Here is a 20,745-nt window from a genome sequence, read left to right as displayed (position 1 = left end):
ATAAATTTTTGCCGTTGCTGGATCAGGAAAGGCTTGCCAGCTCTTGCTTCAGTTTCTCATTTTCGGCCTGAAGTTGCGCCAATTGCTGCCCTAGTGAATTAAGATGCGGCCGAAGCTCGGCCTCGGTAAATCGGGGCGTAATGTGGCGTGGGCAATTCCAATCCAATCCCTCAACCCGGATGATTACAGCGCGTTCAGCTGGGGCATCGGCGCCAACCGGGTATAGGCTGGTCGCTGCGGTTTCGCCTTCAGTGAACTCGACCCTGCCAAGGATTTTCAGGCGGCGCCGGTTGGCGTAATCCATAAGGATCATCGCCACCCGGTTGTTTCCGTCCAGATTCCCGCGCGAGATATACTGCTTGTTGCCGGAAAAATCGGCATACCCGATTGTCTGCGGTCCTAGAACCTTGAGAAACCCGATCGGGCCACCACGGTATTGCACATATGGCCAACCGGTCTCGGACACGGTGGATTGATAGAACCCGTCCCGCGCTTCGATAAAGGCTTTTTCGGGCTCACCGATTTCATGACCCTGCTGCGGGCCGCTTTCGATGAATTTTGCATAGGTTTTGGCAGATCCCATTCGCTCCTGATGGGCGCGGACGGCGGGGGTAAAGGTCAGTTCTGAAAAAGCGCGGGGCATGAGATGTCCTTTCAAAGTCCCAGTTCGGACAGGCCAGGATGATCATCGGGCCGAGGGCCGTGCGACCAGAAAAATAAACGTTCAGCTTCAGCAATAGGCAGATCGTTCAACGATGCGTGGCGTTCAGCCATTCGACCATCTTGTGCAAATTGCCAGTTTTCGTTGCCATAAGACCGGAACCACTGACCGCTGTCGTCCCGCCATTCATATGCATAGCGTACCGCAATTCGGTCACCGGAATAGGCCCACAGCTCTTTGATCAGCCGATAGTCCAGTTCCTTGTGCCATTTGCGAGTTAGAAACGCATGGATGTCTGCATGCCCGCTCAGGAATTCCGCCCGATTACGCCACTGGCTGTCTTCTGTGTAGGCCGGGGTTACAACATTCGCATCACGGCTGTTCCAGGCGTTTTCCGCCATCCGCACTTTTTGCGTTGCGGTTTCCAGTGTGAACGGGGGCAAAGGGGGACGAGTCATTTACAAGTCTTTCAAGTCAGTGAGGCTGCCAACAAGGCGATGGTCAAAAGAAGAGGGACGTATTGGGGCGGGAATGGTCTGCTGCGGGATTTCATTGGTTTACTCCGGAGGTTTACAGATCGGTACACTGTGAATTCAATGTGTACAGATCGGTAACTTTTTTCAAGTATTGAGCCGAATTTATTTGATCCTAAATCTGAGTTTCTGATGAAGAGTGAATTAAAACAGTAGGTTAGGCTGTTTTTGTTGCAGTCATCGCTGCAGTGCATTATGTACCGATCAGTACATACAGGAGCTGACTGATGCGCCCGAACAAACGTGACGAGCTGGTCCGCAAGGCTTTGCAGGTCTTCTATCGTGACGGATTTCACGCCACCGGCATGGACAAGCTGGTGGTTGAAACAGGCGTGTCAAAAACGTCGATGTACAAGCACTTCCGCACAAAGGAAGAACTCATCCTGGCGGCTTTGCGGCTACGAAACGAGAGTTTTCGCGACTGGTTTATGGCCCGGATAGATGAGCTAGCAGATACGCCCGCTGAACGGTTGATTGCCAGTTTCGATGCGCTGGGCGAGTGGTTTCAGGAGGATAGCTTTCGCGGATGCATGTTCATCAAGGCGGGCGCAGAGTATCAAGAACAGGACCACCCGATCCATGTGCAAGCTGCCGAGCACAAGCGTCTGATGCTTGAGTTTCTGACCGATCTGGCCCGCAAGGCGGGCGCGCGCGACCCCAAGGCACTAGGCTGCCAGCTACTGCTGTTGCAAGAGGGCGCAATCGTAACGGCCGTTCTGGTCAAAAGCTGCGACCCCGCGCAAGATGCCAAGGCAGCGGCGCGGGTTCTGTTGGAAAACGCCTTGGCTTAACTGGATTTAAACCTGTGAACGTAGGGTCTTGAGCAAAAAAGACGTTACGTTGCTATACTGTGGATGGGTTGGTTTGCAGGATGTCCAAAGTTACCCTTGTCGAAATTCGATTTGGGAGAAGCCTACATGTCGCTATTCAAGCCAACCGCCAACTGGGTCACCGAGGAACATCAGATGTTTGCCGAAATGGCAAACCGGTTCATGGATGACGAACTTGTTCCCAACATCGAACGTTGGAACCAGAACGGCGTCGTGGATCGCGACTTCTGGAATAAGGCCGGGGATATGGGGCTGATGGCAGGCGCAATCCCCGAGGAATATGGCGGTGTAGGCGGCGGGATCGGATTTGACGCGGTCACGTTATACGGCCAATCCGCGCGTGGCGATGCGGGCTGGGGGTTCGGGATTCAGTCTATCGTTATCCATTACCTGAACGCCTACGGCAGCGAGGATCAAAAGCACAAATGGCTGCCCCGGCTGGCATCTGGTGAAATGGTCGGCGCTTTGGCCATGACCGAGCCGGGAACAGGTTCGGACGTTCAGTCCGTTCGCACTACGGCGGACAAAGACGGAAACTCCTATCGCCTGAACGGATCCAAGATCTTTATCACCAACGGCCAATCCGCCGATTTGATCCTGGTGGCCGCAAAGACGGATAAATCGCAAGGATCCAAGGGCGTTTCGCTGATCGCAGTTGAAACCGAGGGCGCAGAAGGATTCCGCCGGGGCCGTAACCTCAAGAAATTGGGGATGAAGGCCAATGATACGGCTGAGCTGTTTTTTGAAGACGTCAAGGTTCCCATGACCAACCTGATCGGTGCGGAAGAGGGGCAAGGCTTTTATCAGATGATGAAACAATTGCCGTGGGAACGTTTGACCATCGGCATCATGGCGCTGGGTGCGATCGACTTCGCTATTGCCGAGACTGTGCGCTATACGCAAGAACGCAAGGCGTTTGGTCAGCGCGTTATGGACTTTCAAAACACGCGGTTCAAACTGGCCGAATGCAAGACCAAGGCCGAAGTGCTGCGCAGCTTCGTCAATGACTGCATCGCACAGCTTGAGACGGGCACGTTGGATGCGGCGACGGCCTCGATGGTGAAATACTGGGGGTCAGAAGTGCAAAACGAGATCATGCACGAATGTCTTCAGCTTTTCGGTGGTTACGGGTTCATGATGGAATATCCGATTGCCCGGCTTTATGCGGATGCGCGGGTGCAAATGATCTACGGCGGGACCAACGAAATCATGAAAGAACTGATCGCCCGTTCGCTGGACAATTAACACACCCAAAAGACTCCCGCCCGTCGTCAACGTTTTGCAAAAACGTTTTCTCCCGTTGGGCCGGGGAGGCGCGGCTGTGCTCGCACCTGCCCGGCCCACCTGCCGTCCACAGGACACAAGGCCGGAGGCCGCGCAGCTTTCGGTTGAGCCTTTTTGGGTCAGAATGGGCCAACCTGACCTTCCAGCCAGATCCGAAACGACCGTAACGGCTCGGACTCAGGCTTCGATTGTGGCCAAACTAAAAAGAACTGCCCCAAGCTAATACGGGGTCCGTTCCAAGCTGGAACCAGCCGTTCGGATTTCAATTCGTTTTCAATCAGATAGCTGGGCAATAGCGCCGCTCCCAATCCGTGGATCGTGGCCTGCACCATCGTCGAGAACTGATCGAACAGCATTCCCCGCATACCTGATGCATCCCGCCCTTGTGCGGCAAACCATCTTTCCCAGGCGTCCGGCCGGGTTTCAAGGTGCAGTAGGGGGGCTTTCATCAGCCAGCTCAGGTCCTGGTCGCCCTCGGGCAACAGCTCCGGTGCGCAGACCGGGACCACTTGTTCACGCATGATCGGCAGGTAATTTACCCCAGGCCAGTCCTTTTGGCCAAAGTGAATGGCCGCATCAAAATGCTCGGCCTCAAAATCAAACGGCTTGAGACATGTGTTCAGGTTCACGGTCACTTCGGGGTGACACCGGGCAAAATCCTGAAGGCGTGGTGCCAGCCAGTGCATTCCAAAAGCGGGTAGGATGGACAGGTTCAGCGATCCACCTGTTGGATTTGCCTTCAATTTCAGGGATGCCTGCGCTATCTGGTTTAGCGCCGTGCGCGCGACCAGAACATACTCTCGTGCGGCGGGGGTCAGGTGCAATCGCATCTGATTGCGTTGGATGAGCGCGACGCCCAGCTGTTCCTCCATCGACTTGAGCTGTCGGCTGATCGCGCTTTGGGTCAGGGACAGTTCTTCGGCCGCAGCCGAAGCGCTGCCAAGGCGATCAACCGCTTCCAGCGCCAGGAGCGAAGGGATCGAGGGTAAGAACCGACGTGGTGCAATCATATGACTAATCCTCATACCTTTCACACGGAATATCACTGGTAATTGCCCCACACCAGCCTGATACAGAAGGCATGGATTCCAGCGTGGATGTGGAACAATGACCCTGACGAGCAGTCTTCAAAGAATTCAGCCGGCCAAGCGCCTTGAAGGGATTGAGTTGTCTGAGATTGTCCGCATTTCAGAACATGCTGCACGTCTGCGCGCGCAAAGGGTCGACGTAGTTGCGCTTAGCACGGGTGAGCCCGATTTTCCCACACCAAAGCATATAGTTGAGGCCGCGCATAGCGCGGCCGTCGCCGGCCAGACCCGCTACCCCGCGACGGCAGGAACGCCGGCTTTGCGCTCGGCGATCGCAGACGAGGCGGGTGTAGGTCCTGAGAACGTAATAATATCGACGGGCGCCAAGCAGGTGTTATCCGGCGCGATGCTGGCAACCCTCAACCCCGGTGACGAGGTGATCATGGCCGCTCCGTTTTGGACAAGCTATGCGGATATGGTCAGGCTGGCAGGGGGTGTTCCCGTGATCCTAAGCTGCCCATCCACGCAGATGTTCAAAATGACACCGGATCAGTTGGAGGCCGCGATCACCCTGCGCACGCGTTGGCTGATGCTGAATTCTCCGTCCAACCCAACGGGCGCGGTCTATTCCAAGGCTGAATTGCGGGCGCTGAGTGCTGTGCTGCGAAACTACCCGCAGGTCTGGGTGATTTCGGATGAGATTTATCAGCACCTGTCGTTTGTTCCTTTTACGCCCTTTGTGCAAGCGGTCCCCGAGTTGGCGGATCGAACGTTGATCGTGAACGGTGTGTCCAAGGCCTATTCCATGACGGGCTGGCGTATCGGGTGGGGCGTCGGCCCGGCGGCGCTGATCAAGGCGATGGTTGCAGTGCAGGGGCAGATCACGTCGGGCGCTTGCTCGATTGCACAAGCCGCTGCGTTGGCAGCAATTACCGGCCCGCAGGATCTGCTGGCAGACCGCCGCCATGCAATGCAGGCGCGCCGCGATTTGGTTGTTAAAGGGCTAAACGCCGCCGGCTTGGAATGTGCCATGCCGGATGGTGCGTTCTACGTCTTTCCCAAGAGCCCCGCGAAGATGTCCGTTGATCATGAATTTTGCAGCTACTTGCTGAATGAAGCAGGCGTTGCCCTGGTGCCCGGACGGGCGTTTGGGATGCCGGGGCATCTGCGGCTTTCTTTTGCCTATGCCACCGAAAGCCTGCAAGAAGGGGTGCGCCGTATCGCGGGCGCCATCGCTCAACTATAACCAAGTAAGACCGGGATACATCCTATGGACCGCGCTCAGATCGTTCACCAAAACTTCCTGACCCGTGTCGCCAATCGCGACTTTCCCAACGGTGCAGGACCGCGACAAGGGCTGAGCAAGACTGATGCGGTGTCGCTGTACCGGTCACAAGTCCTCAGCCGCGCCTTGGACCGCACCAGCAGGGCGATGCAGAAGGCCGGGCAGGGGTTCTATACCATCGGCTCATCAGGTCACGAAGGGATGGCCGCCGTGGCGCACGCAATGCGCCCGACAGATATTGCCTTTCTTCACTACCGGGATGCGGCGTTCCAGATCGCTCGTGCCGAACAGGTGCCGGGCCAGCAGATCGCATGGGACATGCTGTTGAGCTTCGCCTGCTCGAAAGAGGATCCAACCTCAGGCGGACGGCATAAAGTGCTGGGGTCCAAGGCGCTGACGATTCCGCCGCAGACCTCGACCATCGCCAGCCATTTGCCAAAGGCCGTGGGCGCGGCTTACGCGCTGGGTGCGGCGCGGCGGCATGATCCGGAACACCGGGAACTGCCTTTGGACGGGATCGCGATGTGCTCTTTCGGCGACGCATCGGCCAACCATTCCACGGCGCAGGGTGCGATCAACACGGCGGGTTGGACCAGCGTGCAATCGACCCCACTGCCGCTGCTTTTCGTTTGCGAGGACAACGGGATCGGAATCTCGGTCAGAACGCCCAAGGGCTGGATACAGGCATCGATGGAGCATCGCCCGGGGATCAAGTATTTTCAGGCCAATGGTCTGGATATCTTTGAGACCTATGCAGTGTCCAAGGAGGCTGTCGAGTACGTCCGCACCCGCCGCAAACCGGCGTTCCTTCATTTGAAAGCGGTGCGCCTTTACGGTCATGCAGGCGCCGATTTGCCAACCACCTACATGCCCAAAGCCGAAGTTGAGGACGATGAAGCCAACGATCCCCTGCTGCACACGGTGCGCTTGCTGGATCAGGCCGAGGCGCTGTCCCCGGATCAGGCGTTGAAGATTTACAAGGACACCTGCGCCCGGACAGACCGCGTGGCTGCCGAAGCTGCGACGCGTCCCCATCTGGCGAACGCGTCCGAGGTCATGGCCAGCCTGATTCCACCCAAGCGTGCCTGCAAACCCACCAACGGTCCAAGTGCCGAGGCGCGCGCCAATGCCTTTGGCGGGGACATGCGGGCAATGCAAGATCCGCAACCGATGAGCCGCCTGATCAATTGGGCGTTGACAGATCTGATGCTGCAGCACGGTGAAATCGTGTGTATGGGTGAAGATGTTGGCCGCAAGGGTGGCGTCTATGGCGTGACCCAGAAATTGCAGCAACGCTTTGGTCCGGATCGGGTGATCGACACGTTGTTGGACGAACAGTCCATTCTGGGGCTCGCCATCGGAATGGGGCACAATGGGTTTGTTCCGATCCCCGAAATCCAATTCCTCGCTTATTTGCACAATGCCGAGGACCAGATCAGAGGCGAGGCCGCGACCTTGCCGTTCTTCTCGAACGGACAGTTCACCAATCCGATGGTTCTGCGCATAGCGGGGCTTGGGTATCAGAAAGGATTCGGCGGGCATTTCCACAATGACAATTCTCTTGCTGTCCTGCGTGACATTCCCGGCGTGATCATTGCCTGCCCGTCAACAGGTGCGGATGCGGCGCAGATGTTGCGTGAATGTGTGCTGCTGGCTCGTGAAGAACAGCGGGTGGTGGTTTTTCTGGAACCTATTGCCCTATATCCCATGCGTGACCTGCACGATGCACAAGACGCAGGCTGGATGACGGCCTATCCGTCGCCGGACAAGAGTATTGCGTTGGGCGAAATCGGCGTGCATGGCGAGGGGACAGATTTGGCTATCGTCACCTATGGTAATGGGCATTATCTTTCGAAACAGGCTCTGCCCGAGTTGGAGACGGCGGGCCTGAAAACCCGCATCATTGACATGCGTTGGCTGGCACCGCTTCCCGTTGATGCGCTGCTTGAGGCAACTAAGTCCTGCAAACACGTTCTGATCGTCGACGAGTGCCGCCGCACCGGCAGTCAGTCTGAGGCATTGATGACCTTTTTCGCGGAAAACAGCCCCACGGCTTCAACCGCGCGCGTCGTGGCCGAGGATTGCTTTATCGCCACCGGTCCCGCCTACGCGGCCCCGCTGCCTTCGAAGGATGGGATTGTCGCTGCTGCACTTAGTCTGACCGGAGGCCGCTCATGACCCGAACAGCCGTCGTCATCTGCCCCGGACGGGGGACCTATAACAAGCCCGAGCTTGGCTATCTGCATCGCCACCACGCGCAGCAGACAGAGATGTTTCATGGCTTCGACGCTATACGTGCCGAAGCGGGGCAGGAGGCTGTAACTGCCCTGGACAGTGCAGCGCGGTACACGGTTTCCAAATATTCAAAAGGAGACATCGCTTCCCCTCTCATCTACGCAGCCTCGCTGGCAGACTCGCAGACGCTGGCCGATGATATCGAGGTGGTTGCAGTCACCGGAAACTCGATGGGGTGGTACATCGCGCTGGCCGCCGCCGGAGCATTGTCCGCTGAGGCTGGATTCAGGGTCGTAAACACCATGGGCACGCTGATGCAGGATCACTTGATTGGCGGTCAGCTTGTTTATCCTTTTGTTGGTGACGACTGGTTGGATGATGCCGCGCGCAAGACCGAGTTGATCGCGGATGTGGACCGCATCAACGCAATTCAAGGTCATGATCTGGCGTTATCCATTGATCTTGGCGGAATGCTGGTTCTGGCCGGCAATGAAAAGGGGCTGCTGGCATTCGAGGCGTCGCAACCCAAGGTGCAGGACCGTTTCCCGATGCGGTTGCCAAACCATGCCGCGTTTCACACGTCCTTGCAGGCACCAGTTGCCGCCGAAGGGCGTGCGCGTCTGGACACAGAATTGTTCGGACAGCCTGAACGCCCCCTGATCGACGGTCGTGGAAAGATCTGGTGGCCTGGTGCCACAGATACTGCGGCGCTGTGGGACTATACGTTAGGCCATCAGGTGACCAAACCGTATGACTTCACCCGCGCGATCCAGACTGCTGCGCATGAGTTTGCGCCGGATTTGTTCATTGTCACCGGTCCTGGCGCGACCTTGGGTGGTGCAGTCGCGCAATCCCTGGTTCTGGCGAATTGGCGCGGCATGGCAGATAAGGCCGCGTTTCAGGCCCAGCAGGAAACCCGTCCTTTCCTAATCGCAATGGGGCGCGAGGATCAAAGAGCCCTTGCAACAGGTTAACACCGCCCTGATGATCCGCGCAATTTCAAGGAGCGCGAAGTGAGCGACCACAACCAATCCCTTTGGCTGAAAACATGCCGCGAACACGTCGAACCCGCGATATCGACCAGTGACATCACGGTTGATTTGGCGGTGATCGGCGGCGGCTACACCGGCTGTTCTGCAGCCCTGACTGCAGCTAAAGCAGGTGCCACGGTCTGCGTGCTTGAGGCGGATGAGATTGGTCACGGCGGCTCGGGTCGAAATGTCGGTTTGGCGAATGCAGGGCTGTGGTTGCCGCCCGCCGAGATTCGTGCCCATTTGGGTAACATGATTGGGGACCAGTTGATTGACCTTCTGTCCGCTGCTCCAACTGAAGTATTCAACCTGATCGACCAGCACGACATAGAGTGCGAACCGGTTCGAAACGGAACTCTGCATTGTGCGCATTCTGCGGCGGGCTTACGGGACTTGCAGGCTCGCCACGCACAACTTAGCGCTGCTGGCGCACCGGTTGAGTTGCTTTCTGCAGACCTGAGCGAGCAACGTACAGGAAGTGTGGTATTTCATGGTGCCATGTTTGACCCACGCGCGGGGACAATTCAGCCGTTGGCCTACGTGCGAGGCCTGGCACGTGCTGCGGCCGAAGCCGGTGCATTGATCTGCACACAAAGCCCGGTTCGATCTATGGAACATGTCGATGGAACCTGGGTGCTAAAAACATCGCAGCGTACGGTGCGTGCAAAGTCGGTGGTGCAGGCAACCAACGCCTATCACCGCAACCTGAGTGCATCGGCCCCCGCATATGTGCCGGTCTATTACTTTCAATACGCCACAGCCCCGTTGTCAGACAATCTTCGTGCCAGCATTTTGCCGGGCGGCGAGGGGTGCTGGGACACAGATCTGATCATGACCTCGTTCAGAATGGATCATGAGGGGCGGTTTATCATTGGGGCTATGGGTGATCTGGATCGGGCAGGAGGTGCGTTTCACAAAAGCTGGATCAAACGCAAGCTGGCTCAGCTGTACCCGCAACTGGCTGATCAGCCGTTGGTCGAAGGATGGCATGGCCGCATCGCTATGACTTCGGATCACATCCCCAAGATCACACGGATTGGCCCTAATGCCTTATCCGTCCACGGCTATTCCGGACGTGGGATCGGACCGGGGACCGTCTTTGGCCGTCTTGTTGCCGAGAGCCTGCTGCAGGAAGATCCAGATCTGTTACCAGTGCCTGCTGTCGTTGAATATCAGGAAAACTGGACAGTCCTGCGCCGCGCGTATTTTGAAACTGGCGCGGCGCTGACACATTTTTTTAAGGCACGGTTCTGAGGTTAGACCGCGCGGGTAATGCCGCCATCCACCCGTATGTTCTGACCAGTGATATAGCCGCCACCCTCTGACGCGAGCATTGCCACGACCGAGGCGATTTCATCATAGCTGCGTCCGTAGCGGCCCAACGGGATGCGTGCACGGAATTCCTCTTTTTCAGGCAGGCTGTCGATGAACCCGGGCAAGACGTTGTTCATCCTTATGTTGTCGGCCGCATATTTGTCTGAAAATAGCTTGGTGAAGGCAGCAAGGCCTGCGCGGAACACGCCTGAGGTTGGGAATACCGGGTCGGGTTCGAACGCGGCGAAGGTCGAAATGTTGATGATGGATCCACCGCCTTGATTCTGCATGATCGGTGTCACCAACCGGGTTGGTCGGACGGCATTCATAAAATAGACATCCATGCCGGTGTGCCAGTCTTCGTCCGTCAGTTCCAGCACTGGCGCGCGCGGGCCGTGACCGGCCGAGTTGACCAGCACATCAATGCGTCCCCAATGGGTCATCGCCGCATCGACCAGTTTCTGCAGGTCATCCGTGGACTGGTTCGAACCGGTCACGCCTACACCACCCAGTTCCCGCGCCAAAGCTTCGCCTTTGCCTGACGAAGACAAGATGCCAACTTTAAAGCCGTCTGCAGCAAGCCTACGTGCTGAATCCGCGCCCATTCCGCTGCCGCCTGCTGTTACCAGCGCCACTTTGCTCATGTGATTTCTCCATTCCTTGATGACACAAGAATGGGCTTTGGCGGCCGGATTGACCAATCAGTTCTGCTGCGGTTATGCTGTAGAAAATCTACAGGGTAATGAAATGGCCGCGCTTCCACCGCTGAATGCTTTACGGGCTTTCGAGGCTTCTGCACGTCATCTGAACTTTCGTTTGGCTGCCGAGGAATTGAATGTCACCCAGGGGGCTGTCGCCCAGCAGGTGCGCGGGCTTGAGGCGCGGTTGGCCGTGACGCTGTTTGACCGCCTGCCACGTGGACTTGCTCTGACTGAGGCCGGGCGCAGGTTTCATACACCTTTGCGTCGGGCCTTCCGACTGATCGAAAACGCTGTCGAAGATTTGTCGGAGGACAGGCAAATCACCATCTCTGTCACGCCCAGCTTCGCTTCGAAATGGCTGGTTCCCCGTCTTCAGGACTTTACCCGTCATTACCCGGACATTGCCGTCCAGGTCGACGCGCGGGAAAGGCTTGCGGAATTCCAGAGGGACGGCGTCGACATTGCCGTTCGCCAAGGGCGCGCGCCGTTCGGGTCGGGCCTGGTCGCCGAACCTTTGTTCTCGACAGTCTTCGTCCCGGTTTGCAACCCTCAGTTAGCGACTGCGATTTCCAAGACTGCGGACCTGACAAAGCACACGCTGCTGAATGACACGCATGGGCTGTGGCCCCTGTTCTTGCAGCGAGCAGGAATCACGGGCAAGCCGAAGATGATGAGTTTCAGTCAAACAAGTCTCGCCATCGACGCCGCCGTGTCGGGCCAGGGTATCGCGCTGGCTAATGAGCCGCTTGTTTCCGCCCAGTTGGCCGCGGGTCAGTTGGTGCGCCCGATCCCAGACGAACTGGTCGAAGATCTGGGGTTTTATATCGTGGCACCCAATCAACCTCGGCAGCCAGCGTTGGTCGCTTTGATGAAAGAATGGTTGCTGTCTCAGTCCTGAAGCGTTGATGCGATGGCTTCGATCCTGTCACGCAGCCAGCGATGTGCCGGATCGTTGGACGACCGCTGATGCCAGACCATGAAGATCGAGACAGGCTCGCATGTGAAAGGCAAAGGCGCACAATCCAACGCATTGAGAGGACCGCGCTTCATCAGTGCCGTATCGGTGGAAATCAGATCGCCGCCTTTTACAAACGAGGTTATGGCGTTGAAGTGCGGCAGGGTGACCGTGGGGGGCCTGATCTGGTTTTGATCGACGCCCCGCATAACTGCGCGCGAGCTGCGGCCGTCGGCAAATCGCACTTCGACGTGTTCAGTTTCGCAATAGGTTTCCCAGCTGTCCGGAGGAGATCGCCGCGTGCCATCATAGTAGATCATCAGCGGACTGCTGAGGATGCGCTTTTGAATGATGTCCGGCCCATCCGGCGGCAAAGGCGACAACATCAATTGACATCGGTCACTGCGTAGAAGCTCGGGGTCCGGAACACCAGAGGGGATAAATCCTAACCCCAATCGAACACCTTCGGCCCGAACCGTTTGCAGCAATTGCGGGAAGATCAATTCCCTTGGCATGTCATTGGTGGCGATGTGAAAGGCCATCTCCTCGGACAGGGGATCGAACGGGCGATCCTCGGTTAGCGCGCGCATGTTGTCCAAGACCTGCTGCACCTGGTCTTTCAAGGACAAGGCGCGTTCAGTGGGGGTCAGGCCTTGCCCCGATCTGACGAATAGGGGATCGCCCAGAACCAACCGGAGTTTGGACAGGGTGTGGCTAATGGCTGATTGCGTCACGCCAAGCCGATCTGCGGCTTTGGACACCGAGTTTTCCTCGAGAATGGTCAGGAAGACCCTGAGGACTTTACCATCCAGATCCATGAAATCTATTTTGCTCATACCATTTATGATTATTCATGAATGGATTTGCTGTCCATGCCGCAGTAGGTGACATTCACAGATTAGGAGGCGCGCGATGGGGATCCGCTTTTTTTCGGATAAGAACCGGCCGGTTCACATGGGACCTTATCCATTAGAACGGTTGGCACGTCAGAACGCCGTGCCGGATTTGTCTGCCGTGCAGCCGATGCCCATGCTCAGTTTTCACAGGCCGGACCAGCCCGAAAGCATTGTTAACGCTATGGGTGAATTCCAGGCGATGATGGACACAATTCGCGACGGGTTCGTGAATGCTGTGCCCTCTGAAATTCCGGCTGACCTGACCGCACGCGCGCATCACCTGAAAGCCTTTGGCTATTTCAATGATGCGTCGATGATGGGTTGCGGACCCTTGCCCGCAGAGGCGCTGCTGTCCGAGCCGCGCCGTAACCCGGACATTGACCGTCTGTCCCATGCGCTGAAGACACGGCAGACCAAGACGCTGGCGTCGGGCATAGATGTCATCATGGCCGACCTTAAGGAAAGTATGGAGGCGGCGCCCAAGCCGATGGACAAGCATCGCCACGCCATCGTCTTTCTGTATGAACACAACCGTGATCCGAGCGCGGACGAGCCCGGCTCGGATTGGATCATAGATGCGCAGGATCATCGTTCCTGTTTGCTGGCGACCGAAAATGCGGTGGTGATTGCCAACTATATCCGTTTGTTGGGATTCGACGCGCGGGCGCATACCGCAATGTCGTCAGAGGTTGATCTGGGCAAGCTTGCGGTGGCGGCGGGGTTGGCGACAGTCGAGGATGGCGAAGTCGTTGTCCCGTGGGTAGGCAAGCGGTTTGGTCTGGCGGCCGTGACGACCGAGATGGAGATCGCACATGATACCCCTCTGCAACCGATGGCCCAGCAACCGTGGTTTCGCACGCAGGGCCCGGCGTGGTGGCTGGGAACGGGATTTGCCAAGAACGCTTTGAACCGCGATCCCTATGCTAAACGGCGTTACATGGATGGGTCGCACCCGTTCGAAAGGCTCAAACGCGTAGAGGACCCGACGACATATATCGACGAAGAGAATGTTGCCCGCGTCCCTAAGCGCGCTGACATGTTTGCCCGTGCCCAGTTTGGGGATATGGGGAAATCGCTGCAGGATGCGGCCAAGGGTGGGCATTACGTGCGCAAGGCCGCCCCCAGCTTCGCGCAACGCCGTTCTCTAGGGGCATTTGTGTTGTTGCAGGACGGCGAAAGCGCAGATGGCCCTTGTCCGCACGATGCCGTCCGAAATGCCGCGAATATCAAGGCCGCAACCTATTTTCTTGGCGTTGATGCCTTGGGCCTCAGTCGGTGTCCGGAATGGGCGTGGTATTCCCACGACGCAACCGGAGAAGAGATCATCCCGCTGCACGATCAGGCCATCAGCATGATCATCGATCAGGGCTATGAAACGATGGAGGGCGCAAGCGGTGACGACTGGATCAGCGTTGCCCAGTCGATGCGGGCCTATCTGCGGTTTTCACTTTTGGGTGGTGTGATCGCGCAGCAGATCCGCAACCTCGGTTACAAGGCCAAAGCGCATACGGTTATGGACGGCGAAGTCTTGCAGCCGCCACTATTGCTGTTGTCCGGATTGGGAGAAGTCAGCCGGATAGGCGAAGTCATCCTGAACCCGTATCTCGGTCCCCGGCTCAAGTCCGGTGCAGTGACGACTGACATGCCAATGGAACATGACAAGCCGATTGATTTTGGTCTGCAGACCTTCTGTGAAAGCTGCAACAAATGCGCGCGCGAATGCCCTTCGGGGGCAATCACCGCAGGGCCAAAGCTTATGTTTAACGGCTATGAGATCTGGAAATCCGACAGCCAGAAATGCGCAACCTACCGCGTGACCACACCGGGCGGTGCAATGTGCGGTCGCTGCATGAAAACCTGCCCGTGGAACCTTGAAGGCATCTTCAAGGAACGACCTTTCCGTTGGGCTGCGATGAATATCCCCCAGGCCGCGCCAGCCCTGGCAAAGCTGGACGATGCCGTGGGCAACGGGGGTCTGAACGACACCAAAAAATGGTGGTGGGATATCGAGTTGCAGGCGGATGGAGCCTATCGTCCGACGGAACACCCGCTGAACAGGCGTGATCTGCAAAAAGATCTGGATCTGAGATACGAAGATCAGACCCTCGCCGTTTATCCCGCCTATCTGGCCCCGCATCCCTGGCCCTATCCATTTGCGATGGATCGCGAGGCAGGGATCGCGGCTTACGAGGCGTTGGTCAGTGCTGATGAATACAAGACCCGTAAGACTGCGGGCGACATGTCAGTTATCCATCGCTACCAGATTGCCGGAGACGCGCCGGTGATGCGGGTTGCGGTGACCAAAGTCGACAAAATGACTGCTGATGTAACGAAGTATGAATTCTCACCGCTGGACGGTGCGCCCCTGCCGGGATGGACAGCGGGCGCACATCTGGACGTGTTGGTTGCGCCCGAATTCCTGCGCCAGTATTCGATGTCAGGTGATCCGTCGGACGCGTCCGCCTATCAGATCGGCGTCCTGCGCGAGGACGATGGGCGCGGCGGTTCGGCCCTGTTGCACCGTATCTTCAGTGAGGGGCGCAAGGTCTTTATCTCGAAGCCGATCAACCATTTCGAACTGGATGAAACTGCAACCAAGACCTTCTTGATGGGTGGCGGGATCGGGATCACGCCGATGATCGCATTCGCACACCGCCTGCACGCGCTGGGAAAGCCGTTCGAGTTACATTACTCCGCCAGCACCCGTGCCGGGGCCGGGTACCTCGTTGATCTTGCCGCGATGCCCTGGGCAGATCATGTGCATTACCATTTCTCAGATGAGGGCACGCGTGCTGACCTCGACACAATCTTGTCGGGTTATCGCGATGGATGGCACGTTTATACCTGTGGACCGGATCGGTACATGGACGGGGTGATCCAGGCGGCAGAACGCCAAGGTTTCCCGGATGACGCCCGGCATCTTGAGTATTTCTCAGTCCCCGAACAGCCGGAATACCAGAACCACCCCTTCTCGCTGAAGTTGGCAAAGTCCGGCAGGGAACTCGCTGTCCCCAAGGATAAAGACGCGGCACAGGTTCTGAATGAAGCAGGCATTCACGTGGATGTGAAATGCGCCGATGGCATCTGTGGCGTCTGTAAATGCGGTGTTGTTTCGGGCGATATTGAGCATCGGGATTTTGTCCTTTCGAACAAACAACGCGAAGATGCGATCATTCTGTGCCAAAGCCGCGCTGCTGAACCTGACGGTGTGATCGAACTCGACCTCTGATCCGAGGTCTGAAAACGACCGTGTGAATCACAAAAATTGGTCGTTCCAGCCATGGACGCCGTGGGGTTGCTGCACTAACGTCCCCTGCGAACCCCAGTGAATCCTGATCAACAGGTGCGAGGTATTTTCATGGATTATCACAGCCCCGCCAGCTTTGCCGAGGCGTCGGCACTGGCCGCAAACGCGACGGGCATCACACGTTTTCTGGCGGGTGGTACCGATGTTCTGGTGCAGCTACGGTCAGAGTTGGTGACGCCCGATACGCTGATCGACATCAAAAAGATTGATGGCGTCAGTGACATCAACAGCAATGCCGACGGCAGCTGGACCCTCGGCGTCGCTGCTACCGGCGCGGAGATGAGCGAACATCCCGAACTGAGCCGGGACTGGCCAGGTGTTGTCGAAGCGATGGACCTGATCGGTTCGACTCAGGTGCAGGGGCGCGCGACCTTGACCGGCAACCTGTGCAATGGATCGCCTGCAGCGGATTCCGTGCCAGCCATGGTGGCAGCGGGTGTGACCGTCACGGTGACCGGTCCGGAGGGCGACCGAGAGGTTGCAGTCGAAGATATCCCGACCGGTCCCGGCAAGACATCTTTGGCCAAAGGTGAACTGATCTCGGCCGTCCACATTCCCGCCCGTGGCGAGAATGGCGGAGACGCCTATTTGCGGTTTATTCCGCGCACCGAAATGGACATTGCCGTTGTCGGCGTTGGTGTAAACCTTCGCCTGGACGGCGACACCGTAACCGAGGCTCGCGTTTCATTGGGTGCTGTTGCCCCGACCGTGCTGCTGGTTGAAGACTGCGCTAAAGCCATAATCGGCAGTACGCTGGATGATGCCGCGCTGGACGCGCTGGCTGTTGCGGCATCCGCCGCCTGCAACCCGATCGACGACAAACGCGGCACAATCGCATTCCGCACCGATGTCGCAGGCGTTCTGGCCAAGCGTGCCGCGAAAATCGCCTATGCCCGTGCGAAGGGAGAACAAGCATGAGCAAGTTCCACGTATCTACCACCGTAAATGGCGACACTGTCGAATACCTGTGCGATCCGCGGGAAACCCTGCTGGACTGTTTGCGCGACAAGCTGAACCTGACCGGCGCGAAAGAGGGCTGCGGGACCGGTGACTGCGGTGCGTGTTCGGTCTCAGTTGATGGCCGGCTGGTCTGCTCATGCCTGATGCTGGGGGTTGAAGCGGATGGTAAGTCCATCGAGACCGTCGAAGGCATCGCGGATGGTGACGTTCTGCACCCGCTGCAGCAGAAGTTCATCGAACATGCAGCGCTGCAGTGCGGTATCTGCACTCCGGGTATTCTGGTCGCGGCCAAGTCTCTGTTGGAAAAGAACCCCAACCCGACCGAAGAAGAAACCCGGTACTGGCTGGCGGGCAACCTTTGCCGATGCACCGGTTATGACAAAATCATTCGCGCCGTCATGGAAACGGCAGAAGAACTGCGGGAGGCTTCGTAATGGCACTCGACGATCGCAAATCTGAATTCACTTTTGTTGGCACGCGACCGAACCGTCCCGATGGGTTGGACAAGGTTACGGGCCGCGCCAAGTTCGGGGCCGATATGTCGGCGCCCGGTATGTTGCACGGCGCGATCCTGCGCTCGCCTCACGCCCATGCGCGGATTGTGAAAATCGACACGTCGAAAGCCGAGGCGCATAAGGATGTGAAAGCCGTCGTGACCCGCGCGGATTTTGCGGACGTCCCGTTTAAACCGGGATTGGAGGGCGAATTCTGGAACGTTCTGGAAAACGTTATGGCGGGCGAAAAGGCCCTGTATGACGGTCACGCCGTTGCCGCTGTTGCTGCTACGTCTGCCCTTGCAGCGCGTGATGCGCTCAAGCTGATTGAGGTCGAATACGAGGTGCTGCCCCACGTTACAGATGTGGACAAGGCGATGGCCTCAGATGCGCCTGTCATTCGCGAAGGGGCGGCGGATTACTCGGTGCCTGAAGGCATGCACCCGAACGTCGTTCGCTACCATGAAAGTGGGCACGGCGATGTCGAAGCTGGTTTTGCCGAGGCCGATCTGGTCATCGAAGACAGCTTTGTCACCGAAGCCACCCATCAGGGCTATATCGAGCCCCATGCCTGTTTGGGCATGTTGGGAAATGACGGTAAGGGTGAGCTGTGGTGCACGACCCAGGGGCACTGGATCGCGCAGAAGACTTGTGCGGCGCTGTTGGGTATTGAAACCTCGCAACTGCGCGTGACCGCGTCCGAGATTGGTGGTGGCTTCGGCGGCAAGACGACCGTCTTTATCGAACCCGTTGCGCTGGCGCTCAGCCGCAAGGCCAATCGCCCAGTCAAAGTTGTGATGACCCGATCCGAAGTGTTTCGGGCAACTGGCCCCACGTCTTCGGCGTCTATGGACATCAAGATCGGGATGAAGAAGGACGGCACCATTTCCGCCGCTCAGGGCGTGTTTCGCCTGCAGGGTGGCGCGTTTCCTGGTGCGCCGGGTGACATGACGGCCATGTGTGCGTTTGCGCCGTACAATCTGACCAACGTCAAACAGATTGGCTATGACGTTATGGCCAACCGGCCGAAACAGGCTGCCTACCGTGCACCGGGTGCCCCCATGGGTGCATTCGCCGTTGAATCGGTGATCGATGAGCTGTGCAAAAAGCTGGGCCTCGATCCTGTTGATGTGCGTCTGAAGAACGCCGCGCATGAGGGCACCAAGGCTAGCTATGGCCCGCGCTATGAGCGCATCGGTCTGGTTGAGACGTTGGAAGCGGCCAAGGCGCATCCGCATTACTCAGCCCCGCTAAAGCCAGGGCAGGGGCGCGGCATCTCCTGTGGGTTCTGGTTTAACCACGGTGGTGAAACTTCGGTCTCGCTATCTCTGTCCGAGGACGGTTCGGCCCAGTTGATGGTCGGTACGCCGGACATCGGCGGCTCGCGTGCATCTATGGCACTGATGGCGGCTGAGGTTTTGGGTATTCCCTACGAAAACATCCGGGTGACCATCGCCGATACAGCGACGCTTGGGTACAACGACGTCAGCCACGGCTCTCGCGTGACCTACGCCTCCGGTCTGGCGACCATCAAAGCAGCCAAACACGCGGTCGAAAAACTGTGCGAACGTGCGGCGGCCAGCTGGGGAATTCCGACGGACGCAGTCAAATGGGAAAACGGCTGTGCGGTGCCCTCTGGCCCCAATGCCGGTGATTTCGATCCGCGGCCACTGGCTGATATCACGGCTCATATGGGCTCGACAGGCGGACCGATCTCAGGCCATTTTGAAGCGACCCCGGAAGGCGCAGGCGTGTCGTTTGGCACTCATATTGTTGATGCCGAGGTTGATCCGGAAACCGGCAAGACCTCGATCACCCGCTACACGGTCATCCAGGATGCCGGGAAGGCGATTCACCCGACCTATGTGGAAGGCCAGTATCAGGGCGGCGCCGCGCAAGGCATCGGCTGGGCGCTGAACGAAGAGTATATCTACGGCGATGACGGTCGCCTGCAGAACTCGATCTTCCTCGACTATCGCATCCCCGTTGCCAGTGACCTGCCGATGATCGACACGGTGATTGTCGAAGTGCCCAACCCCGGTCACCCCTTCGGTGTGCGAGGCGTCGGCGAGACCGGCATCGTGCCGCCTCTGGCCGCCATTGCCAACGCCGTGTCCCATGCGGCTGGCGTGCGCATGCGTCAGTTGCCGATGTCGCCGCCGCGTATTCTGGCCGCGCTCAAGGACGATGGTTGAGGTTCATCTCTGGTCCGGCCTCCGGTCATTGACCGGGGGCCAGCAGGTCGTCGAGGTTGAAGCCAAGACGACCGGCGACCTATTACGCGCATTGGTGCTGGCTCACCCACAGCTTCAAGGTCCTATTGATGCCGGCGTGTCGATTGCGATTGATGGCCGCGTTATCGCCACAGGGTTGACCGAGCCAATCCCTGAAGGCAGCGAAGTTTACCTGATGCAGCGGTTGAGAGGCGGTTAGGCCTCTGGCGACCACGGTTCGCGCCCGACCATGCGGTCGGCCTCGGCAGTGATATCGTTCATATGCTGCTCAAGGCTTTGGCGCAGCTCCTCGATTTTCTCTTCGGATGCTTTGCGAGGCACGGTCTCGGTCCACTCGCTGCACAGAAAGACTCCTTTGTTCCGCCATGGGCGGGGCATCAAAAGACGATCCCATGTACTCGCTTCGCTGCCGTATTGTGCAGAAAAGGTGATCCCGAAGATTCGTTTGCCAGATGTGCGCGCCCAAACCAATGGCACCGTGGAAAGCACACGCTCGGGTCCACGTGGTCCGTCAGCTGCGATGCCGATGGAAATCCCTTGTTTGATCTTACCGATTACTTCTCGCGACACGGCAACATTGCTCTTGTGTTTGCTGGCCATGGCGATCGTGTCCATTCCGAATAATTTCTGTACTCGACCCACCATGCTGCCGGCCCGCGCAGACGAAGTGATTGAACAGATGCGCCCTTTGTCCAGCGGGAAGAAGTACGGCGACTGCGCCAGCCTTTGGTGCCACAGCACCACGATCACCGGCTCACCTTGTTCTACCAGCTGGTCCAGTTCTTCATATCCGATGCGCTGCCACTTGGTGTTGCGATTGACCATCCGGATATAGCTGGCGATGCGGCGCGCGGCCCAGTTCAGAATGGCTTCGCTGTCGGCGATCTTTTTGCGGATACTCACGGATTGGCTCCCTCGTACTGGCCAAACCGTGTCTTATAGAACTAAACGCAGTTCGCAACTTGTTTGTGAGTTGGATTAGTCCACCGGAATCTGA

18 protein-coding genes are annotated in these 20,745 nt (G+C 57.8%); 12 read left to right on the top strand and 6 right to left on the bottom strand.

The features are described from left to right. Positions 1 to 22 precede the first annotated feature (22 nt). Positions 23 to 643 carry a pyridoxamine 5'-phosphate oxidase family protein gene (locus ACR0AK_RS13190; RefSeq protein WP_480793612.1) on the bottom strand — a complete coding sequence of 207 codons (621 nt, stop codon included), beginning with the start codon at positions 641 to 643 and terminating at the stop codon, positions 23 to 25. 11 nt (positions 644 to 654) lie between these two features. After that, a complete protein-coding gene (locus ACR0AK_RS13185; protein ID WP_480793611.1) occupies positions 655 to 1,119 on the bottom strand; it encodes a nuclear transport factor 2 family protein in 465 nt (154 codons plus the stop codon). A 302-nt stretch (positions 1,120 to 1,421) separates the two neighbouring features. On the opposite strand from ACR0AK_RS13185, the gene ACR0AK_RS13180 reads away from it, so the two are divergent. Then, positions 1,422 to 1,985: a TetR/AcrR family transcriptional regulator gene (locus tag ACR0AK_RS13180; RefSeq protein ID WP_170559241.1), complete on the top strand. Its 564-nt coding sequence runs from the start codon at positions 1,422 to 1,424 to the stop codon at positions 1,983 to 1,985. A gap of 126 nt (positions 1,986 to 2,111) precedes the next feature. Beyond that, positions 2,112 to 3,269, top strand: coding sequence for an acyl-CoA dehydrogenase family protein (locus ACR0AK_RS13175; RefSeq protein ID WP_480793610.1), 1,158 nt, complete (start codon positions 2,112 to 2,114; stop codon positions 3,267 to 3,269). A 158-nt stretch (positions 3,270 to 3,427) separates the two neighbouring features. Here ACR0AK_RS13175 and ACR0AK_RS13170 read toward each other — a convergent pair whose 3' ends face one another. Then, the gene (locus tag ACR0AK_RS13170; protein WP_480793609.1) at positions 3,428 to 4,318 is read right to left on the bottom strand and encodes a LysR substrate-binding domain-containing protein; all 891 of its coding nucleotides are present in this window, start codon (positions 4,316 to 4,318) and stop codon (positions 3,428 to 3,430) included. A 97-nt stretch (positions 4,319 to 4,415) separates the two neighbouring features. Between ACR0AK_RS13170 and ACR0AK_RS13165 the strand changes: the two genes are divergently transcribed. From ACR0AK_RS13165 to ACR0AK_RS13150, 4 genes are read left to right on the top strand one after another with little or no spacing between them, the layout of a single operon-like run. Then, a complete protein-coding gene (locus ACR0AK_RS13165) occupies positions 4,416 to 5,582 on the top strand; it encodes a pyridoxal phosphate-dependent aminotransferase (protein ID WP_480793608.1) in 1,167 nt (388 codons plus the stop codon). Positions 5,583 to 5,606: 24 nt separating this feature from the next. Further along, positions 5,607 to 7,799 carry a dehydrogenase E1 component subunit alpha/beta gene (locus ACR0AK_RS13160; protein ID WP_480793607.1) on the top strand — a complete coding sequence of 731 codons (2,193 nt, stop codon included), beginning with the start codon at positions 5,607 to 5,609 and terminating at the stop codon, positions 7,797 to 7,799. Beyond that, positions 7,796 to 8,830: an ACP S-malonyltransferase gene (locus ACR0AK_RS13155; RefSeq protein WP_480793606.1), complete on the top strand. Its 1,035-nt coding sequence runs from the start codon at positions 7,796 to 7,798 to the stop codon at positions 8,828 to 8,830. Before ACR0AK_RS13160 ends, ACR0AK_RS13155 begins: the two co-directional genes overlap by 4 nt. A gap of 39 nt (positions 8,831 to 8,869) precedes the next feature. Continuing rightward, positions 8,870 to 10,141 (top strand): NAD(P)/FAD-dependent oxidoreductase, encoded by a 1,272-nt coding sequence (locus tag ACR0AK_RS13150; protein WP_480793605.1) that lies wholly within the window; start codon positions 8,870 to 8,872, stop codon positions 10,139 to 10,141. Positions 10,142 to 10,143: 2 nt separating this feature from the next. Here ACR0AK_RS13150 and ACR0AK_RS13145 read toward each other — a convergent pair whose 3' ends face one another. Continuing rightward, positions 10,144 to 10,845: an SDR family oxidoreductase gene (locus ACR0AK_RS13145; RefSeq protein ID WP_480793604.1), complete on the bottom strand. Its 702-nt coding sequence runs from the start codon at positions 10,843 to 10,845 to the stop codon at positions 10,144 to 10,146. Positions 10,846 to 10,864: 19 nt separating this feature from the next. On the opposite strand from ACR0AK_RS13145, the gene ACR0AK_RS13140 reads away from it, so the two are divergent. Then, complete coding sequence (locus ACR0AK_RS13140) at positions 10,865 to 11,800, top strand: LysR substrate-binding domain-containing protein (RefSeq protein WP_480793603.1); 936 nt, start codon at positions 10,865 to 10,867, stop codon at positions 11,798 to 11,800. Here the strand turns inward: ACR0AK_RS13140 and ACR0AK_RS13135 are convergent. Next, the gene (locus ACR0AK_RS13135; protein WP_480793602.1) at positions 11,791 to 12,693 is read right to left on the bottom strand and encodes a LysR family transcriptional regulator; all 903 of its coding nucleotides are present in this window, start codon (positions 12,691 to 12,693) and stop codon (positions 11,791 to 11,793) included. The genes ACR0AK_RS13140 and ACR0AK_RS13135 overlap by 10 nt on opposite strands. Before the next feature lie 76 nt (positions 12,694 to 12,769). Between ACR0AK_RS13135 and ACR0AK_RS13130 the strand changes: the two genes are divergently transcribed. The 5 genes from ACR0AK_RS13130 (at position 12,770) to ACR0AK_RS13110 (ending at position 19,947) form a co-directional block, all read left to right on the top strand. Further along, positions 12,770 to 15,982, top strand: a complete 3,213-nt coding sequence (locus ACR0AK_RS13130; RefSeq protein ID WP_480793601.1) for a reductive dehalogenase — start codon at positions 12,770 to 12,772, stop codon at positions 15,980 to 15,982. Positions 15,983 to 16,111: 129 nt separating this feature from the next. Further along, on the top strand, positions 16,112 to 16,978 hold the full coding sequence (locus ACR0AK_RS13125; RefSeq protein ID WP_480793600.1) for an FAD binding domain-containing protein: 867 nt from the start codon (positions 16,112 to 16,114) through the stop codon (positions 16,976 to 16,978). Beyond that, on the top strand, positions 16,975 to 17,454 hold the full coding sequence (locus ACR0AK_RS13120; protein ID WP_170559223.1) for a (2Fe-2S)-binding protein: 480 nt from the start codon (positions 16,975 to 16,977) through the stop codon (positions 17,452 to 17,454). The genes ACR0AK_RS13125 and ACR0AK_RS13120 overlap by 4 nt, the downstream gene beginning before the upstream one ends. Beyond that, positions 17,454 to 19,709: a xanthine dehydrogenase family protein molybdopterin-binding subunit gene (locus ACR0AK_RS13115; RefSeq protein WP_480793599.1), complete on the top strand. Its 2,256-nt coding sequence runs from the start codon at positions 17,454 to 17,456 to the stop codon at positions 19,707 to 19,709. Before ACR0AK_RS13120 ends, ACR0AK_RS13115 begins: the two co-directional genes overlap by 1 nt. Further along, positions 19,702 to 19,947: a MoaD/ThiS family protein gene (locus ACR0AK_RS13110; protein WP_170559220.1), complete on the top strand. Its 246-nt coding sequence runs from the start codon at positions 19,702 to 19,704 to the stop codon at positions 19,945 to 19,947. The genes ACR0AK_RS13115 and ACR0AK_RS13110 overlap by 8 nt, the downstream gene beginning before the upstream one ends. On the opposite strand, the gene ACR0AK_RS13105 is transcribed toward ACR0AK_RS13110, so the two are convergent. Further along, on the bottom strand, positions 19,944 to 20,651 hold the full coding sequence (locus ACR0AK_RS13105) for a lysophospholipid acyltransferase family protein (RefSeq protein ID WP_480793598.1): 708 nt from the start codon (positions 20,649 to 20,651) through the stop codon (positions 19,944 to 19,946). The genes ACR0AK_RS13110 and ACR0AK_RS13105 overlap by 4 nt on opposite strands. Positions 20,652 to 20,745: the final 94 nt, after the last annotated feature.

The sequence above is a fragment of the Ruegeria sp. BI12 genome, assembly GCF_056537985.1.
Note: the sequence above shows the minus strand (reverse complement) of the source record. Positions and strands in the feature narration are given on the sequence as shown.

Coding starts and splice junctions, on each gene's coding strand:
- ACR0AK_RS13190 (WP_480793612.1), bottom strand. CDS start 643: ATGCCCCGCGCTTTTTCAGAACTGACCTTTACCCCCGCCGTCCGCGCC.
- ACR0AK_RS13185 (WP_480793611.1), bottom strand. CDS start 1,119: ATGACTCGTCCCCCTTTGCCCCCGTTCACACTGGAAACCGCAACGCAA.
- ACR0AK_RS13180 (WP_170559241.1), top strand. CDS start 1,422: ATGCGCCCGAACAAACGTGACGAGCTGGTCCGCAAGGCTTTGCAGGTC.
- ACR0AK_RS13175 (WP_480793610.1), top strand. CDS start 2,112: ATGTCGCTATTCAAGCCAACCGCCAACTGGGTCACCGAGGAACATCAG.
- ACR0AK_RS13170 (WP_480793609.1), bottom strand. CDS start 4,318: ATGATTGCACCACGTCGGTTCTTACCCTCGATCCCTTCGCTCCTGGCG.
- ACR0AK_RS13165 (WP_480793608.1), top strand. CDS start 4,416: ATGACCCTGACGAGCAGTCTTCAAAGAATTCAGCCGGCCAAGCGCCTT.
- ACR0AK_RS13160 (WP_480793607.1), top strand. CDS start 5,607: ATGGACCGCGCTCAGATCGTTCACCAAAACTTCCTGACCCGTGTCGCC.
- ACR0AK_RS13155 (WP_480793606.1), top strand. CDS start 7,796: ATGACCCGAACAGCCGTCGTCATCTGCCCCGGACGGGGGACCTATAAC.
- ACR0AK_RS13145 (WP_480793604.1), bottom strand. CDS start 10,845: ATGAGCAAAGTGGCGCTGGTAACAGCAGGCGGCAGCGGAATGGGCGCG.
- ACR0AK_RS13140 (WP_480793603.1), top strand. CDS start 10,865: ATGACACAAGAATGGGCTTTGGCGGCCGGATTGACCAATCAGTTCTGC.
- ACR0AK_RS13135 (WP_480793602.1), bottom strand. CDS start 12,693: ATGAGCAAAATAGATTTCATGGATCTGGATGGTAAAGTCCTCAGGGTC.
- ACR0AK_RS13130 (WP_480793601.1), top strand. CDS start 12,770: ATGGGGATCCGCTTTTTTTCGGATAAGAACCGGCCGGTTCACATGGGA.
- ACR0AK_RS13125 (WP_480793600.1), top strand. CDS start 16,112: ATGGATTATCACAGCCCCGCCAGCTTTGCCGAGGCGTCGGCACTGGCC.
- ACR0AK_RS13120 (WP_170559223.1), top strand. CDS start 16,975: ATGAGCAAGTTCCACGTATCTACCACCGTAAATGGCGACACTGTCGAA.
- ACR0AK_RS13115 (WP_480793599.1), top strand. CDS start 17,454: ATGGCACTCGACGATCGCAAATCTGAATTCACTTTTGTTGGCACGCGA.
- ACR0AK_RS13110 (WP_170559220.1), top strand. CDS start 19,702: ATGGTTGAGGTTCATCTCTGGTCCGGCCTCCGGTCATTGACCGGGGGC.